The organism is Streptococcus sciuri, assembly GCF_024814375.1.
In the GTDB taxonomy this organism is placed as follows: Bacteria; Bacillota; Bacilli; order Lactobacillales; family Streptococcaceae; genus Streptococcus; species Streptococcus sciuri.
Map to the genome: position 1 here is coordinate 503,445 of NZ_JANUXX010000001.1, position 17,666 is coordinate 521,110.

At 37.2% G+C, this 17,666-nt stretch carries 13 protein-coding genes and 2 pseudogenes; 3 read left to right on the top strand and 12 right to left on the bottom strand.

The genetic code is table 11. The annotated features are described in order from the left end of the window. The first annotated feature begins 12 nt into the window (after positions 1 to 12). The 3 genes from NXS10_RS02450 (at position 13) to NXS10_RS02460 (ending at position 3,416) form a co-directional block, all read left to right on the top strand. Complete coding sequence (locus NXS10_RS02450; RefSeq protein WP_259137260.1) at positions 13 to 1,311, top strand: HD domain-containing protein; 1,299 nt, start codon at positions 13 to 15, stop codon at positions 1,309 to 1,311. 81 nt (positions 1,312 to 1,392) lie between these two features. Continuing rightward, a complete protein-coding gene (gene yidA / locus NXS10_RS02455; RefSeq protein ID WP_259137262.1) occupies positions 1,393 to 2,202 on the top strand; it encodes a sugar-phosphatase in 810 nt (269 codons plus the stop codon). Further along, positions 2,202 to 3,416, top strand: a complete 1,215-nt coding sequence (locus NXS10_RS02460; RefSeq protein WP_259137265.1) for an aminoacyltransferase — start codon at positions 2,202 to 2,204, stop codon at positions 3,414 to 3,416. Before yidA ends, NXS10_RS02460 begins: the two co-directional genes overlap by 1 nt. Positions 3,417 to 3,734: 318 nt before the next feature. On the opposite strand, the gene NXS10_RS02465 is transcribed toward NXS10_RS02460, so the two are convergent. From NXS10_RS02465 to NXS10_RS02525, 12 genes and pseudogenes are all read right to left on the bottom strand, one after another. After that, the gene (locus NXS10_RS02465; protein ID WP_259137267.1) at positions 3,735 to 3,947 is read right to left on the bottom strand and encodes a YdbC family protein; all 213 of its coding nucleotides are present in this window, start codon (positions 3,945 to 3,947) and stop codon (positions 3,735 to 3,737) included. A 53-nt stretch (positions 3,948 to 4,000) separates the two neighbouring features. Then, entirely contained in the window at positions 4,001 to 4,597 is a 597-nt protein-coding gene (gene recR / locus NXS10_RS02470) for a recombination mediator RecR (RefSeq protein ID WP_259137269.1), read from the bottom strand. A gap of 17 nt (positions 4,598 to 4,614) precedes the next feature. Further along, positions 4,615 to 6,648 carry a penicillin-binding protein PBP2B gene (gene pbp2b / locus NXS10_RS02475; protein WP_259137272.1) on the bottom strand — a complete coding sequence of 678 codons (2,034 nt, stop codon included), beginning with the start codon at positions 6,646 to 6,648 and terminating at the stop codon, positions 4,615 to 4,617. 182 nt (positions 6,649 to 6,830) lie between these two features. Then, positions 6,831 to 9,482 carry a valine--tRNA ligase gene (locus NXS10_RS02480; RefSeq protein WP_259137274.1) on the bottom strand — a complete coding sequence of 884 codons (2,652 nt, stop codon included), beginning with the start codon at positions 9,480 to 9,482 and terminating at the stop codon, positions 6,831 to 6,833. Continuing rightward, positions 9,483 to 11,058 (bottom strand): annotated as a pseudogene (locus tag NXS10_RS02490) (restriction endonuclease subunit S). Then, a complete protein-coding gene (locus tag NXS10_RS02495) occupies positions 11,051 to 12,061 on the bottom strand; it encodes a virulence RhuM family protein (RefSeq protein ID WP_259137282.1) in 1,011 nt (336 codons plus the stop codon). Before NXS10_RS02495 ends, NXS10_RS02490 begins: the two are co-directional and overlap by 8 nt. After that, positions 12,054 to 14,033: an HsdM family class I SAM-dependent methyltransferase gene (locus NXS10_RS02500; RefSeq protein WP_259137283.1), complete on the bottom strand. Its 1,980-nt coding sequence runs from the start codon at positions 14,031 to 14,033 to the stop codon at positions 12,054 to 12,056. Before NXS10_RS02500 ends, NXS10_RS02495 begins: the two co-directional genes overlap by 8 nt. A 144-nt stretch (positions 14,034 to 14,177) precedes the next feature. Further along, positions 14,178 to 14,306 (bottom strand): annotated as a pseudogene (locus NXS10_RS02505) (helix-hairpin-helix domain-containing protein); the annotation flags it as partial. 24 nt (positions 14,307 to 14,330) lie between these two features. Then, positions 14,331 to 14,867: a hypothetical protein gene (locus NXS10_RS02510; protein WP_259137288.1), complete on the bottom strand. Its 537-nt coding sequence runs from the start codon at positions 14,865 to 14,867 to the stop codon at positions 14,331 to 14,333. A 563-nt stretch (positions 14,868 to 15,430) separates the two neighbouring features. Further along, positions 15,431 to 16,045 carry a GNAT family N-acetyltransferase gene (locus tag NXS10_RS02515; RefSeq protein WP_259137290.1) on the bottom strand — a complete coding sequence of 205 codons (615 nt, stop codon included), beginning with the start codon at positions 16,043 to 16,045 and terminating at the stop codon, positions 15,431 to 15,433. 270 nt (positions 16,046 to 16,315) lie between these two features. Next, a complete protein-coding gene (locus NXS10_RS02520; RefSeq protein ID WP_259137292.1) occupies positions 16,316 to 16,570 on the bottom strand; it encodes a DUF1912 family protein in 255 nt (84 codons plus the stop codon). Between the two features lie 161 nt (positions 16,571 to 16,731). Continuing rightward, positions 16,732 to 17,666, bottom strand: a 935-nt coding sequence (locus NXS10_RS02525) for an LPXTG cell wall anchor domain-containing protein (protein WP_259137295.1), incomplete at its 5' end; no start/stop codon positions are given.

Sequence of the window (17,666 nt, forward strand, 5' to 3'; positions counted from 1 at the left end):
TATAATAAAACTATGAATGAAAAAGTATTTCGTGATCCTATTCACAACTATATACACATTAATCACAAGGTCATCTATGACCTCATCAATACAAGTGAATTTCAGCGTCTGCGCCGCATCAAGCAAGTACCAACAACTGCTTTCACTTTTCACGGAGCAGAGCATAGCCGTTTTTCACACTCTCTTGGTGTCTACGAGATTGCAAGACAGGTCGTCTCTATTTTTGAGCAAGATTATAAAGATATCTGGAATGCCGATGAAAGTCTTCTTGTCATGGTGGCTGCACTTTTACACGATGTTGGGCACGGTGCTTACTCGCACACCTTTGAGCGTCTCTTTGAGACTGACCACGAGAGCTACACACAGGAAATCATCATTAGCCCAAAAACGCAAATAAATGCTATCTTACGTCAAGTAGCACCTGATTTCCCAGATAAGGTGGCTAGCGTCATTAACCATACTTATCCCAATAAACAGGTAGTTGAGCTCATCTCAAGCCAGATTGACTGTGACCGTATGGATTATCTCTTGCGAGATTCCTACTATACCGCTGCTCACTACGGTCAGTTTGATTTAACTCGCATTTTACGAGTTATTCGCCCTATCGAAAATGGCATTGCATTTGCAAAAAATGGCATGCATGCGGTTGAGGATTATATCATAAGTCGATTTCAGATGTATATGCAGGTTTATTTTCACCCAGCTAGCCGAGCGATGGAGTTACTCTTACAGCAACTACTAAAGCGTGCCAAAGAGCTCTATCAAGATGACCCTACTTTTTTTGAACAAACATCGCCTCATTTGTTACCTTTTTTCAAAAAAGAACAGACCTTGGTAGATTACTTAGCTCTTGATGATGGTGTGATGAACACTTACTTTCAGTCTTGGATGCATTCCAGTGATATTATCTTATCGGATCTTGCTAGTCGTTTCATCAATCGTAATGTTTTTAAGTCTGTGACCTTTGATAAAGGCGATGTGCATAAACTTGATATTCTTAGGAATCTTGTTGCTCAAGTAGGTTTTGATTCGCGCTACTACACTGGTATCCATATTAATTTTGACTTACCTTATGATATTTATCGCCCTGAGAAGAAAGAACCTAGAACCCAAATTGAAATTTTACAAAAAAATGGCAGTCTCGCAGAACTATCAACCCTCTCTCCTATAGTACGTGCAATCTCTGGAGAAACTTATGGTGATTGTAGATTTTATTTTCCAAAAGAAATGCTCATACAGGATGACTTGTTCTCCGACATCAAAAAGAAATTTGGAGCGTATCTCGAAAACGACCATTTTCTAGCAGATTAGCTAGCATATCATGACAAAGTCACTTTTTTTTAGTAACATAGTAGTTGAGTTTTTCGAAATAACAAGAAGGAGAAAACATTTATGTCTATCAAACTTGTAGCTGTTGATATCGATGGAACCTTATTAAATAATAAAAAAGAAATCACTCCTGAGGTTTTTGCTGCTGTTCAGAAAGCTAAAAAACAAGGAGTTAAAGTTGTCATTGCAACAGGACGTCCTATAGCAGGGGTTGAGAATCTTCTTAAAGAACTTAATCTCAAAGAACACGGTGACTATGTGATCACTTTCAACGGAGGATTAGTTCAAGATACAGTAAACGGTAACACTATTGTCTCTGAGACATTAAGTTATGACGACTATCTTGATTTAGAATTTCTGAGCCGAAAGCTAGGAGTGCATATGCATGCCATCACAAAAAAAGGCATCTATACTGCTAACCGTAATATTGGAAAATACACAGTTCATGAGTCTAATCTTGTTCATATGCCAATCTTTTATCGTACACCTGAAGAAATGATAGATAAATCTATTATTAAGATGATGTTCATTGATGAGCCTGACGTCTTAGATGCTGCTATTGCAAAAATCCCAGAACAGTACTACGATCGTTTCAATATCGTCAAATCGACACCATTTTATCTAGAACTTCTCCCTAAAACAGTCAGCAAAGGCAACGCTCTCTTGCATCTCGCTAAAAAAATGAACTTGGAAAAAGCACAAACCATGGCTATTGGCGATGAGGAAAATGATCGTGCTATGCTCGAGGTTGTAGGAAATCCTGTTGTCATGGAAAATGGTAACTCTGAGTTAAAGAAAATAGCCAAATACATCACAAAATCAAATGAAGAAAGTGGCGTTGCATACGCCCTTAGAAAGTGGGTCTTAAAATAATGTATAGCTATAAAATCGGTATTTCTGCAGAAGAACACGATAATTTTGCAAAATCAAGTAACCAAACAAACCTTTTACAATCATCAAATTGGGCAAAAATTAAAGATAATTGGGATAACGAACGCATTGGTTTCTACAAAGATGATATCTTAGTTGCTTCTGCTTCTATCCTTATCAAAGCTTTACCACTTGGCTTTACCATGCTTTATATCCCTCGTGGACCAATCATGGACTACAGTGACAAAGAACTTGTTGCCTTTGTTATCAGCTCACTTAAGAAGTACGGTAAAACAAAACGCTCCCTCTTCATCAAAATGGACCCTGCTTTACTGTTTAAACAATACAAAATCGGTGAAGAAGTTGATGAAAATAAAGACACACTTACTGCTGTTGATAATCTGAAAGCAGCGGGTTGTAAATGGACTGGACGCACAACAACAATTGCTGAAAGTATCCAACCTCGTTTTCAAGCAAATGTCTATACTCAAGAAGACATGACAGCAACTTTCCCTAAACACACAAAACGTTTGATGAAAGATGCTATTCATCGTGGTGTCATCACTAGCCGTGGTACAATTGATGACGTTAAAGCTTTCGCTGATGTTGTCGCTCTTACTGAAAACCGTAAAGGCGTTGCCCTTCGTAACGAAGATTATTTCCGCAAAATGATGGAAACTTACGGTGACGATGCTTACCTACACCTTGCCAAAGTTAATTTGCCAAAACGCTTAACTGAATACAAAGAGCAACTCGCTCAAATCGAAAAAGATTTGTCTGAAACCGCTGAACATCAGAAAAAACGTTTGACTAAGTTAACACAACAAAAAAATTCTGTTACAAAATATATCACTGAGTTTGAAGAATTTGTTGAAAAATACCCAGATGAACTCATCATTGCAGGTATCTTATCTGTGTCATTTGGTAATGTCATGGAAATGCTTTATGCTGGTATGAATGATGAATTCAAGAAATTTTACCCACAATATTCCCTTTATCCAAAAGTATTCGAAGATGCTTACGCTGACGATATTATTTGGGCAAATATGGGGGGAGTTGAAGGAACACTTGATGACGGTTTAACTAAATTTAAATCAAACTTCAACCCAACTATTGAAGAATTCATTGGAGAATTTAACATTCCAGTCAATCCATTCCTTTACAAACTTTCAAACTTGGCTTACAATATTCGCAAACAAAGAAGAAATAGCCATTAATAACCTCTCTTGAGATTATCGAAAAAAAGTTTTTGAGACTTTTTACAACACCGTCTCTTACAAATCATTTATGCAATCGGTCAAGAAAACACGATACTATTAGACGATTTTCTATCACTCTGTTATCTTATTACGAATACTTCTATGAGAGTTTTGACAATCAGAATTTACGGTGGCAATACCTCATTTTAAGACCTACTTTGAACATCTAATAGCTGGCCAAGATAAGCTAACTAAAAAAATCATAAAACTTCAACAAACTCTCAAAAATATTCAGACGCTAAAAGTATCCTGCTAGATCTAGCAGGATACTTTTTCTTAACCACGAAAAGCATCAAGAATAACTTGAAATTCCTCATTAGTAAGTGTAATACCCTTTCCCATCTTGCTATGATCAGGACTCCACGTGCGAATATCAAACTTGGGTTCTGCACCATTAAAGCTGACACGATTCAACTCCTTTGTCCAGCCTTTATTGTTTTCTGAAAGAACTAATAATTTTTCAACGATTTCAAATGTAAATTCTGCCATTTTATTACCTCCACTTGTTTATTCGCGATCATTTTTAAAAATAATCATTCTTTTTAAAGTTCTGTACGATTTTCGATGGCACGTAGTAGGGTTACTTCGTCTGCGTACTCAATATCAGATCCAACAGCAAGTCCTCTTGCCAGTCGTGTCACTTTGATACCAGCGGGTTTGAGGACACGTGAGATATACATAGCTGTCGCTTCTCCATCTGCAGTAGCATTGGTCGCAATAATTACTTCCGACACCTCACTATCCATCAATCGTGTAATCAGAGACTTAAGATTGATGTCATCAGGCCCCACACCATTCATCGGTGAGATGAGACCTTGCAAGACATGATAAAGACCATGATACTCTTGAATTTTTTCCATGGCTGTCACATCCTTGCTATCTTCTACGACTAAAATCGTTGATACATCTCTAGTCTCATCCGTACAGATACCACAAGGATTATCATCTGTTAGATTTCCACAAACGGAGCAGTAAGTTAGCTCACGTTTAGCAGATAAGAGATTTTTCGCAAACGTATTAACATCCTCATCGCTCATGCCAATCGTGTAAAAAGCGAGTCGTGTAGCAGTTTTTATACCAATACCTGGCAATTTTGAAAAACTATCGATGAGTTTAGAAATAGGTGTTGGATAAAGCACATTGCCCTCCTTTTTGATTAGTTATTGCTAGAGACATATTGGTTAATAATATCACGCGCAATTTGTTGATGAATATAAGTGTTTGATGAAGCTGCATGCGGATACATAATCGCAACAGCGATAGTCTTATTGGCATCGTAAGCTACTGCATTAAGATTGACAGTTTTAACTGTTATTCCATTTACATTTTTAGTATAGGTTTCAGCAGTACCAGTCTTTCCGCTGATAGTGGTAACACTACTTCTCATCTGACTACCTGTAGCATAGGCGGAATTGCTATTGACTACATTGTAGAAACCTTCTTGAATCAATGCCATATCATCATCAGGAAGTGTCACAGTATTGAGTATTGAGCCTGTGATATCTTTTATTTTATCACCAAGGGCGCCATCTTTCTGATTATAAATACCCTCAACAACATGTGTTGATACTCGATTGCCTCCATTAGCGACTGTAGCAACATACTGCGCTAACTGAATAGGACTGTAAGAGTCGTATTGTCCGAAAGATTCAAACAAAGTATCACTGACTGTAAAGTCAGACGGAATATAGCCTTGCGCTTCTGGCAAATCAAGTCCAGTCGTCGTTCCAAGTCCATACTCTGCATAAGTGGCACGTAGTTTACTCATAGCATCTGTATAGCCATCATCAGATAACGGAACCCCTGCTGTGTAGCTTTGCCCCATGAGTTTGAGTGCTATCTGCACCATATAAGTATTTGAAGAGTATTCGAGCGCCTGCACTGCAGTAATTGGCATTTTACCTGAAGTAAACCAAGATTTAATACCTGAGATTTCTTGGTCATAAAGAACTTCATTTCCTGAGAGAACATTATTTTGCCAACCAGCGCTAAGAGTCGCTCCTTTCACAACAGAACCTGGAGTAAAGACATTGTTGATATTACCTAATATATCCTCTGTAGTAGCGCTTGATCCAGTTTCGTGCTTGAGTCCAGCCATAGCAAGCACTTTCCCTGTTGATGGTTCAATAGCTACTGCGTAGATACCATCTGAATTAACCGCCTCACCGTTTGAAATATCAACATTGTAGTACTGTTGCAAAATGGATTGGACTTTATTTTGAAAATCAAGATTAATGGTTAATTTGAGTGAATTTCCTACCGAACCTTTTTTCGTCACTCTATCACTGACAATTTTATTATTGCGATCAACCACTACTGTTCTGACTGTATGTTCACCTTGCAAATCGCTCTCATAAGCCTTTTCGAGATAAGACGTTCCCACACGGTCATTAAGCGAATAACCTTTTTTGATGTAATTTTTAGCTTCCTCTTTTGGTAAACCAGTTTTTTCAGATGAGATACTACCCACTAGACTCGCTAGACTCGTATTCGCTACATCACGATCCCAAGTCTTAGAAATAGCTAATCCTTTTAGAGATGATTTAGCAGCGCTAATCGCATCAATCTGATCCTGTGTCAAATCTTCTGTCGTGATATTAACTGTAGCAAAGGTCTGCGCTGCATTCATCTCAGTAAAAGCATATACTACACGTAACTCTTCGTCAGAATAATCAATAGCAGAGTCAGGAACACTAGCGACAGCATTCTTATAAATCGTTGACTGAGCGAGAGAATTTCCAAAATAATCCACTTTTTTAGACCTTGGCAGAGCGTCAACAACCTTTTGATAGGTCTCTGTATCTGCTAAATAATAGTCTTTTTTATCACGTGTACTAACAGTTCCTCCCCCAAGGGTCACATAATTAGGTAACTTTTGTGCTAGCTCTCTAATGTATTGAGTAGTCATAGTATTGCTACGAGTAAAGGTTACAACATTTTTTTCGACATTGCTAACAAGGGATGTGCCATTGGCATCATAGATTTGTCCTCGCTGATTAGCTGTCTTAACAGTATAGGTTGTTGAGGCAGTTAACTTCTTTTGATAAAATTCATGATTCACTAGCTGCATCTGGACTAGACGAAAAAGTAAAATAGAAAACAAAAGCGCTACTGCAAAAAATAGAGCGTTCAAGCGAAAAGGAAGATTAGCAATACGCTTAATCTTCTTTTTATGTTGTCGTTTAATCATTTACGTTCCCATCTCATTTCTAAGGATTTTTTACCTCTTTCCAAAAACTCTCCTTACTATTTTAACACAAAAACGACAAAGAAATCTTATCTAAAAGGGCAAATTCATGAAAAACATTTAAAGCATATCCAAAAATAGTCAAAATAATCTATAAAACCCAGTCAATAACTGGGTTTTATAGATTATTTAACTAACATTTCCATCTCAGCAATACGAGCGACTGTTGCATCGTATTTGGCTTGGTAGTCAACTTGTTTGTTGCGTTCTTTTTGAACAACTTCTGGATTCGCATTAGCGACGAATTTTTCGTTGCTGAGTTTACGTGCCACCATGTCCAATTCTTTTTGCCATTTAGCAAGTTCTTTGTCAAGACGTGCCAATTCTTCTTCGACATTAAGAAGGTCAGCAAGTGGCAAGAAGATTTCAGCGCCTGTGATAACGCTAGACATTGCCAATTCTGGCGCTTCAATGTCAGAAGACATTTCTAGTTTTTCAGGATTTGTGAAGCGCTTGATATAGTTCACATTGCTGTTAAAGAAGTCTTCCAATTCTTTATCACTTGTTTTCACAAGAAGTGTGATTGGTTTACTTGGAGCAACATTCACCTCGCTACGTGCGTTACGGACAGCACGGATAAGGTCTTTAAGGCTTTCAACACCTTTATGCGCAGCTTCATTTTCAAATGCTGGGTTAACTGTTGGGTATTTGGCTGTTACGATTGAACCCTCAGAAATTTGTTCAAAGATTTCTTCCGTAACAAATGGCATGATTGGGTGAAGTAAACAAAGAATCTTATCAAGGGTGTAAAGAAGAGTTGAACGAGTGATGACTTTCTCGTCTTCGTTATCGCTATAAAGCACTTCTTTTGTCAATTCAACGTACCAGTCAGCAAATTCATCCCAGATGAAGTTGTAAAGGATGTGACCCGCCACACCAAATTCAAATTTATCAAAGTTTTCAGTAACTTTGGCAATTGTTTCATTCAAGTTATGAAGAATCCAGCGGTCAGTTACGTTACCAGCCGTACCAGCAACAACTTTGTCAACATTTGCGCTAGCTTGGTCAAGCGTAAGATCTTCATTGTTCATCAAAATGTAACGAGAAATGTTCCAGATTTTGTTAATGAAGTTCCAAGCAGCATCCATTTTTTCGTAAGAGAAACGAACGTCTTGACCTGGTGCAGAACCGTTTGATAAGAACCAACGAAGGGCATCAGCACCGTATTTCTCGATAACATCCATTGGGTCAATACCATTACCAAGTGATTTAGACATTTTACGTCCTTGTTCGTCACGGATAAGACCATGGATAAGCACGTTTTCAAATGGACGGCGTCCTGTGAATTCCAATGATTGGAAAATCATACGTGATACCCAGAAGAAGATGATGTCATAACCAGTTACCAATGTAGATGTTGGGAAGTAACGTTTGAAGTCTTCGCTTTCCATATCAGGCCACCCCATTGTTGAAAATGGCCATAGTGCTGAGCTAAACCAAGTGTCAAGTACATCTTCATCTTGAGTCCATCCGTCACCTTCTGGTGCTTCTTCACCGACATACATTTCACCTTCAGCGTTGTACCATGCTGGGATTTGATGTCCCCACCAGAGCTGGCGTGAAATAACCCAGTCGTGAACATTTTCCATCCATTGAAGGAAAGTATCGTTGAAACGTGGTGGATAGAATTTCACCTTGTCATCAGTATCTTGGTTGGCAATAGCGTTTTTAGCTAATTGATCCATTTTAACGAACCATTGTGTTGATAAACGTGGCTCAACTGGTACACCTGTACGTTCTGAATGACCAACGCTGTGAACCATTTTTTCGATTTCAACAAGCGCACCGATTTCTTCCAATTTTTTAACAACAGCTTTGCGAGCTTCAAAGCGATCCATACCAGCAAATTCACCAGCAAGTTCGTTCATTGTACCGTCATCATTCATGACGTTGATTTGTGGCAAATTATGACGCTGACCAACTAAGAAGTCATTAGGATCATGTGCTGGAGTGATTTTAACTACACCAGTACCAAACTCTGGGTCAGCGTGTTCATCACCAACGATTGGGATAGCTTTGTTAACGATTGGAAGGATAACATTTTTGCCAATCAAATCTTTGTAACGGTCATCATTTGGATTAACCGCAACGGCAACGTCACCAAACATTGTTTCAGGACGAGTTGTGGCAACTTCAAGGCTACGTGAACCATCTTCCAATATGTAGTTCATGTGGTAGAAAGCACCTTCGACATCTTTGTGGATAACTTCGATATCAGAAAGAGCTGTACGAGCTTTTGGATCCCAGTTGATGATAAATTCACCACGATAAATCCAACCTTTTTTATAAAGTTCAACAAAGACTTTACGAACCGCTTTTGACAATCCTTCATCAAGGGTGAAACGTTCACGTGAATAATCTACGGAAATACCTAGTTTACCCCATTGTTGTTTGATTGTTGATGCGTACTCATCTTTCCATTCCCAAACTTTCTGCAAGAAAGATTCACGACCAAGGTCGTAACGTGAGATTCCATCTTCAGCAAGACGTGCTTCAACTTTTGCTTGTGTTGCAATCCCTGCATGGTCCATACCAGGAAGCCATAAAGTATCAAAACCTTGCATACGTTTTTGACGGATAATAATATCCTGCAAAGTGGTATCCCAAGCGTGACCAAGGTGAAGTTTACCAGTTACGTTTGGTGGTGGAATAACGATAGAATACGGATGAGCTTTCTTATCGCCAGAAGGCTTGAAAACATCCTCATCTAACCATTTTTGATAACGCCCAGCCTCAACCTCAGCTGGGTTATATTTTGGTGAAAGTTCTTTTGACATTTATTTTTTCTCCTTTTTTAAATAATTCAAAATATTAAAAATTTGCTCTAACTCTTGTTTCTGCATATACGATTTCATATGGTCATAATCTGGCAGTCCAGCCTCAGTAACTGGTAACATAATCTTCTGGCGTTTCATCCGTTCACCATTAAATTTATAACCATAGGCATATTTGATTTTTTGAGATAAAATCATTTGCTTTAAGAAAAGATAGGTGTATTTACTGCCCTTTGCCTCATCTTTCCATTTCACGCGTTTGACATCATCTGAAAAAATAGCTTGGTAAGGGTGATAGAAATTTTCGACAACACTGCCATTATAATTAACACCAAGTACATCTTCATCAAGACTTTTATTCGTATTGGATACAAATGCCGTCACTCCGTTGTCGCTATCACTGGCACCAATAAAAGGGCGCTCCCCAACTTCTTGATTAGCTTTTGTCAGACGAACACCAGATTTAACGTCACAAATATCTTCAATCCAGAAATCTTTCCAAGAAATTTCACAAACTTTTTCTTTAATCATTGTCTTCAGTTTGATATATATATATATATATATATTCAAGCACTTCTTGGACTTTATCAAGTTCTAATTTTTTCACAAAGTCTGACATATATTGAAAATCAGGATTGCCATTTTTGTCAGCAGGAAGAATGATTTTTTCTCTTTTTATACGAGTATCATTGATTTCCCTATTGAAAGAATATTTTTCTTCTAAGCGTTTGACGACTGATGATAAAAATAAATAAGCATATTTATCTGCATTTTCTGATTTTAAAGCTGTCACATGATCACTAGCTACAAACTCAAATTGTTGATAAAAAGTTGAACCGACACTACCACTATTAGCAAGTGTTAGAACATTTTCAAATTCCCTAACTCCTGCATTATTTCCAATAAAGCCATCTACACCGTTATTTTCAGCAGTTGAGGAAATATAAGGTTTAAGTCCATCTGTCTGGTTAGCCCTTGTTAGGCGCTTTCCTCTTTGGATTTCTTGAAAGACTTCTGTAAACTGAAATGTTTTATACTCAACTTTCTCCAATCCAACCACATCACTAGCTAATTCAACCAGTTTACGCTCATAATAGTCAATGACTTGCTGAGCTTGTTGCTGCTGCTCCTGTTTAACGTAGTCTTCCATAAATTGCCAGTTGAGTTGACCTTGAGAATCAATTGGAAGTAAGATAATTTGTTCTCTAACTCTTTCAGTAAATGCCTTTCTACCAAATGCATACTTAGATTTATTGGACATTATACTATTTGATATAAATAATCCATTATACTTATTAAGATATTTATTATCTAAAATAGTCATTTCATCACTAGCTGTAAAAGTATTTATTGCATAAAAAGCATCACAAAATGTAGTCACTACAATCTTATTTTTCATTGTAAATAGTGGATTAGAGATGAAATCTGTTACCCCGTTATTCACAGAACTAGCTGAATAGTATGGAATATTTCCTTTATTTCTATTCTTTTCAATGTGACGCTTTCCTCTAGTTATTTCAAAAATATCCCCTATCTTAAATTCTCCCCACTCCACATCTGTCAATTTTAAGTTACTCATCTTTATCACCTGCCATCAGTTTCTGGATTTGCTTATCAAAATCTGACACGATTTTTTGGGTACGGTTGAATTTCTCATACTCTTGTCCAGCTTTTTCTTCGGCTTGTTTTTTAGAGATCTTTCCTTTGCCCTCTAAAATTTTATATTCATTAAACGATAGAAAACGGTCAATGCTCTCTGCCAAAGATTGCATAGTAAAGGTATTTTGACGCTCTATCAGTCCCTCAATATAGTCAAAATAAGAAGTAACTGTCCGTTCTAGTTGGCGAATTTCTGTTTCTTGGAGATAATTTTTGGCTATCATGACATCCGATTTCAAAATACGGCCATCTGGTGCGTTCTTCCAAGTGGTTAAACCCATTTTTTCTTTATCCGCATCGGCTTTATGATAAACAATCTCCGCTGCTGTATTTCCAGTGATAGCGAAGTGAAATTTATTTTGTACCATGGCGTAGAAATTCTTTGTAATTTCTGAATGAGGATTATAATCAATCGCACATTCAGCAAAAATATCTGTGATTTGCTGATAAACCCGGCGCTCACTAGCACGAATAGAACGTACACGCTCTAGAAGCTCACGGAAATAATCTTTCCCAAAAACAGTCTGCCCTTGTTTTAATCGCCCATCATCAAGAACAAACCCTTTGATAATGAATTCTTTCAAAGTATTAGTTGCCCAGATACGAAATTGGGTGGCTTTATTTGAGTTTACACGGTAACCAACGGAGATAATGGCATCGAGATTGTAGAACTTAGCATTTCGCTTAACAAGACGTTGTCCCTCTTCACGAACTTGTAAAAATTCTTTACAAGTTGCTGACTGCTCCAATTCACCACTTTCATAAATATTTTTTAAGTGGGTTGTTATATTTTGCGGACTTGTCCCAAACAACTCTGCAATCCCTCTTTGGGTTAGCCAGAGGTTTTCGTCTTGTAAAAGAATATCTAGATGTACATCACCATTCGGTGTGGTATAAAGGATAAAATTAGAGACTTCATTCATAGTCACTTGCCTCCTCTGCTACTAGTAAATCTGACTCTTTTCCAAGTTCATAATTTTCAGTCTCATCTTCTAATCCAAAGAGATATCCACGACCATGCGTAATCATATTGACTTCAAAGGTCAAATAGTCCGCAATTGTTTTTTGAAAATCTTCTTCCGTTGGAATTTCATCGTTAAAGTAATAAAAAGAATGTAGCCATTCATCAGAAGCTTCAATCGTTGTTTTAACACAAAATTTTGTCTCAGCTTCTGTACGGTTAAACCAAACATCAAGCAAGTGTTGCTTTTTATCTTTAGCAGAAGCAGTTTCTACTAGGCCTATATGCTTAGAAACTTCGAAACCATCATTTTCAAAATTGATGAATTTACATTCTTTATCAGGACGATGTGGAATACCAACAGTAAAAACAGCAATACATGGATTGGTTCCTACACCATAAAAAGTATTTTTATTTAGAGTGATGACACCTTCTAATGTATGGTATTTTAAAATATTTTGTTTAGTTTCTTTTTCAAATTTTGTCTTTCCTGTGAAAGTTGACTGAGGTACGATAACAACTACTTTCCCACCTTCTACAACAGAATTTAACAAATGTTCTGTAAAGTTAATTTCATACAAATCAGTATTTGCCTTTGACCCCATAGAATAAGGAGGATTCATCATTCCTACATTACAACCTTTTAATTGGAGTTGACTAGGATTTTGACGTAAGAAATCTTGGTTTTCCAAATTACTTTTACCATCACCACGCAGAATCATATTCGTTGTAGCAATAGTGAACATATACGACTGTTCTTCTATTCCAAATAATTGGTGTTTTCGAATCTGCTCACACTGATAATCACTATTTGCCTTCTGTAACATATCGTGCATCGCAGCAATCAAGAAACCAGCTGTGCCACAGGTAGGGTCTAAAACTTTATCAGTTGGTTTTAGGTCAACCAAATCACAAAAAAGTTCCGTAATATGTTTGGGCGTTAAGACAATTCCAAGGTTCTGCCCATCTCCTCCAGAGTATGACATAAATTCTCCATAGAAGCGACCAAGATAGTCTTCTGCTGAACTATGATATCTTAAACTTTGATAGATACTTTTATAAAGAAACTCTGTGAAATGCTTAACTGGTGTTTTGCCTAAACTAGTATTCACTTCATTGATTTTGATATCATCTCGAATAATAGAAAATTGACTAAGCAATTTATCTTTTTTTACCTCTGGAGAAACGTTAGCACGTTTTAGATTATTCTCAATGGCATCATATATTTTTGCGCCATCCGTTTTAATCTGATCAGCTGTTAAGCTGTCAATTGAAAATGTACCATATTCTGTTTCTCTTAAAGCAAGTAAAATTCCCGAAACAATCAATGGTTTATTTTTTTCTTCAATGTTTCCATAATTTCTTAAATCATTATGTAAAGTAGCTGCATCTTTTAAAATTTCAGCCGTTTCTTTTTCAAAATTTGTTTCTTCTTGAAGAATTTCTTTTATATAATATTCATCAATATTTTGCAATGAGAACGAAATTAATGTCTCAATATCGGCTAGCTCAACATATTCACCACGCTCATTCACAAAAACAGGTGTAATACGATGCTTTTTTTCATTACCACTAATGCCTAGGGCGATAATTTTTTTATAACTGACCTTATCTGCTAAGTGCTTAGCATAAAATACAGCACCATTTACTGCATAATCTGTATTTGATTTGACATCATCAGCAATTAAGTCATCATCCGTATAATTGACATGTTTGGATAAGCTAGACTTATCTTCAATAACAATCAAAAAATCTTTGACAATACCAACATACTCTGGATATCCTGAGTTCCCTGTTCCACTTTTTGAAGCAGACTTCAGAGCTTCGTCAATTTCTTTTATATTGCTTCCTTGAGCATCAAATTTATCACGAATTCCAGCTTCTTTTAAAAGCTCATGAACCCATAAATCTGTATTTACTTCTTTTTTTGCCATACAATTTATTCCTCATAAAATATGTTGATAGATTCATTCTCTAGCAACCTTGAAAGTCAAACCTTTACCAATACCCATTTATAGTTTTTCCTAACTGTTCAATTTTTTCGAACAGTTGAACTTGTGCAAATTTTGCATGAGTTCCTAGTTCTTTTTAAACCTCACACCATTTTCTTTGAGCTTTTTGACTGTTGCTGACCCAATGCCTGGAATGGCTAAGATTTCTTTTTCAGTACACTTTTCTAAATCTTCTTTGCTCATAATACCAGCATCGCATAGATATCGGATTTTATCTACCTAGATTCCCGTCATGCAAGAAGAATTTAAAAATTCTAATCGTTTACGTGGAAAATTAGGCAGACTATCCTGATAGTCTTCTGCTAAGACGACCATTTGATGAATAACAAAGTTTTTTGTCTCCAAAAAGATCTGGAGAGGATGCAAGGCAATCTGGATAGATAAAGCTGAATTAAGGCTATAGGTCAAAACCTCATTAGCCATATCAAGCAAGTATACCCAATAAGGAGTATCAAAAACTTGTATAACTTCACCATTAATTGCAACTAAGTCAGCAAACAGCGATTTAGCTACTTCAATGTCCCCTTTTAGCAACTTAACAATAATCAGATGTGCAAGGACACCGTCACCCTGCCAATCTTGGGCTAACTGCTCTTTATAAAAATTTTCAATTTTCTCTTCTTGATAGAGCGCATTGTAAACACTCATCATAAGATAGATAAAACCAGGTGGAAAACCGTCATCAATCTTCGAACAAACAAACTCTACTACCTGCCCTGCCAGACCAATCAGCCCTTCCTGCAAGTAAGTCCACAAAAGTGATAACCATCAAAAGAGCGCGCTTCCAAACTATACCATGATTCATAACCTACCTTCTTCCATTCCAATAAAGCAACTTGATAAAAATCTTACAACTCTTTTAAATAGTTATCTGAAAACTCTGTGCTTCTTAAGAGCAAGGACTGAAAGTTTGCTTCAAAATGGTTAGGATAATCTGCTAATAGGTCGGTAAGTAAACGAAGCTGTACCCCTTCGTCTTCCTCTTACATTACTTGGTAAAAACGCTCATCTGTTTCATCTATTTTAATATCTCCAAAATCTAAAATAGAAGCTAATTTTTCCAGAATTCAGGGTTACCAGTACGCTCAAATTCCTTAAAAAGTCTATTAACTGATTCTGTATCTAATTCAGGTTCAGAAAAAGCTAGTGGATAATTAACTTTTTCTGAAAGGGGAAGCAAAATCAATAATTTTGTTATCTTCTTGTTTTTGCTTCTGATTCAATTCTTTTTCCGATTTCTCTTTTTAGCCATGATGTCTTCCTTTTTATCTTGAATTATCAAGTTGACTACACAACTTCTCCATAACATACTTTATAAGTTATTTTTTAGTTGGAATATTTTCGCGTCCTATTATTTCTATGTCCTCCCACTCACTTTTCAACAATCCATAACGTAATAAATCACAGCGTTTTCCTTGTGCGTCTTTGCGGTCACGGATTCGAGCTTCGAGGGTAAAACCTAGTTTTTCAGCAATACGCCAGCTTGCCCTGTTGTAACCATAACATTCAATTTCAATTTTGTGAAGATTGAGTAGGGTAAATCCAACTTCCAATAGCGCACGCGCAGCTTCTGGCACGAGTCCTTGCCCCCAATAATCTGGATGAAGCAAATAGCCCATTTCAAGAATATCATCAGCATGGCGCTTATTAAAATCAACCGAGCCAATGACTTTATTTGTCCCTTTTAAGCAAATACCATAACCAGACGGCACCTTTTGCTCAACCCAGCGCTTTGGCATCATGTTTTCAAGATAATATGCCTCTGCTTCTACGCTTTCTGCAGGTGGAAAACCAGCTGACCAAGTCACTTCTGGCAAGCTCGCATAAGCAAAAATATCCTCAGCATCTGAGACCAGACGTTGACGCAAATATAATCGCTCTGTCTCAATATCAGGAAGTTTACTGTCCTTAATCTGACCTAAAATTGTAATCATAAGTTCTCTCCCATTTTGGTGATAAAAAATCGTCCCTGCCAAATGACAGGGACGAACTTTTTATAAATCCGCGGTACCACCCAGATTCGGACAGCAAGGTCCGCTCTTTCGTATCAAGCATGAAAAACTTAGCAACCAGCTTTGGAAACATTTGTGAACTTCTCAGCACCGTCACTTTCTGTAAAATGTCTCTTCCAAAACACCTCTAATATTTTTATTATAGCATATTTTTTAGAAAAAGCAATGGTTGCTTAATAAAAGTCTAGATGATTAATAAACTCTCTTACCTAACAGTTCATCAGGTAAATCGTGAAAGTTTTTACCAGCGTGATAGTTAGCTAACTTACCTTGCAAAAAGCGATAAGCGTCTAACTTGCTTTCATAACGAATAAAAGCGTCTCTAGCCTCTTCATCTTTACTTTTTTTAAACTCTTTCTCACTTTCAGCCATCGCCATTTGATTAATCATAACTTGCGTATCCAACCAAGATTCAAATTCTTTTAGGAATAATTCAGCTTTTTCCACATCTTATCTCCTCATTCTTGATAATTCATTATACCTTAAATAAAATCAAAAGAAAAGCCATAAGATATCTGTCTTATGGCCTTCCCTTCATGAGAAACATATCCCTATAAATTGGTATTTTTACAGAAATACTACCTGTATTTTACATTTCAATCCTATGATTATTTAGTATTTTCTTTACGACGAAGTCCAACAATACCAAGAGATGAAACAAGGATACCGATTAAGCCTAAACTTGACTTAGCATCATTTGTTTTTGGAAGTTCTCGTTTGTTCGTATGATTTTTAGCAACACGAGAAAGTGTAGCTGGTTCCTTAGCTGGTTCTTTAGCTGAATCCTTAGCTGGTTCCTTAGCTGGTTCTTTAGCTGAATCCTTAGCTGGTTCCTTAGCTGGTTCCTTAGCTGGTTCCTTAGCTGGTTCTTTAGCTGAATCCTTAGCTGGTTCCTTAGCTGGTTCTTTAGCTGAATCCTTAGCTGGTTCCTTAGCTGGTTCCTTAGCTGGTTCCTTAGCTGGTTCTTTAGCTGGTTCTTTAGCTGGTTCCTTAGCTGGTTCTTTAGCTGGTTCTTTAGCTGAATCCTTAGCTGGCTCTTCATCTTTTATGAGAACCAATTTTCCGTTGTTTTCACCAGGTACTGTTGTTAAGCTTGAACCTGACAAGTTGTCGTTCTTGTATCCGTCTGGTGTAACGGCTACACGGTATTGTACTTCTTGACCTGGTGTTGCAGTCAATTCAACGTTACCATTCGCATCTGTTGTCAATTCGTATGGTTGACCTGCTACTAAAACGTCTACTTTTGTACCTACTACTGGTTTACCATTTTGGTCTACAACGCTAATACGAGTTGGAGATACTGTTGATTCTGTTGAGGTTGTGTTCGTGAGAACCAATTTTCCGTTGTTTTCACCAGGTACTGTTGTTAAGCTTGAACCTGACAAGTTGTCGTTCTTGTATCCGTCTGGTGTAACTGCTACACGGTATTGTACTTCTTGACCTGGTGTTGCAGTCAATTCAACGTTACCATTCGCATCTGTTGTCAATTCGTATGGTTGACCTGCTACTAAAACGTCTACTTTTGTACCTACTACTGGTTTAC